The organism is Mesorhizobium sp. M2A.F.Ca.ET.037.01.1.1, from assembly GCF_003998075.1.
In the GTDB taxonomy this organism is placed as follows: domain Bacteria; phylum Pseudomonadota; class Alphaproteobacteria; order Rhizobiales; family Rhizobiaceae; genus Mesorhizobium.
Map to the genome: position 1 here is coordinate 1 of NZ_RZSA01001502.1, position 983 is coordinate 983.

Genomic DNA, 983 nt, shown 5'->3' on the forward strand with positions numbered 1-983 from the left:
GCCGGAGATCTTCTGCCCGAGCAGCATGCCGCCGCCGCCGGGCTTGGCGCCCTGGCCGACGACCACTTCGATGGCGTCGGCGCGGCGCAGGTCGCGCGGGTTCATGCCGTAGCGCGACGGCAGGTACTGATAGACCAGCCTCTTCGAGTGGCCGCGTTCTTCCTCGGTCATGCCGCCGTCGCCTGTGGTGGTCGATGTCCCGGCGATCGTCGCGCCGCGGCCAAGCGCTTCCTTGGCGGGACCGGAAAGCGACCCAAAACTCATGCCGGCGATGGTGATCGGGATCTTTAGCTCGATCGGCTTTTTGGCATGGCGCGAGCCGAGCACTACCGAGGTGTCGCAGCGTTCGCGATAGCCTTCGAGCGGATAGCGCGAGATCGAGGCGCCGAGGAACAACAGATCGTCGAAATGCGGCAGCTTGCGCTTGGCGCCGGCGCCGCGGATGTCATAGATGCCGGTCGCCGCCGCGCGGCGGATTTCGGAAAGCGTGTAGTCGTCGAAGGTCGCGGATTTGCGCGGCGTCGTGGGAGGATTGTGATAGGCCATTTCTGTCCTCAATACGCGTCGGCGTTGTCGATGTTGAAATTGTAGAGTTTGCGGGCCGAGCCGTAGCGCTTGAACTCCGATGCCTTGACGCCGGTCACGCCGGCCTTGTCGAGCAGGCCCTGCAGCAATTCGATGTGCTCGGGCCGCATCTCCTTGGCGATGCAGTCGGCGCCGAGGCTCTCCACCTTGCCGCGCACGAAGAGCCGCGCCTCGTAGATGGAATCGCCCAGCGCGTCGCCGGCATCGCCCAGCACCACCAGGTTGCCGGACTGCGCCATGAAGGCCGACATGTGGCCGATATTGCCATGCACGACGATGTCGATGCCCTTCATAGAGATGCCGCAACGCGACGAGGCGTTGCCCTCGATGACCAGCAGGCCGCCGCGGCCGGTGGCGCCGGCATACTGGCTGGCATCGCCCTTGATGACGATCGAGCC

Annotated in this window: 1 protein-coding gene and 1 pseudogene; both read right to left on the bottom strand. The window is 65.5% G+C overall.

Annotation, left to right across the window (positions count from 1 at the left end; all coding sequences use genetic code 11):
* Positions 1 to 546 (bottom strand): glutamate synthase-related protein (locus tag EOA27_RS37920; RefSeq protein ID WP_245491372.1); only part of this gene is annotated, 546 nt, incomplete at its 3' end.
* An 8-nt stretch (positions 547 to 554) separates the two neighbouring features.
* Positions 555 to 983, bottom strand: a pseudogene (locus EOA27_RS37925) (protein GlxC); the annotation flags it as partial.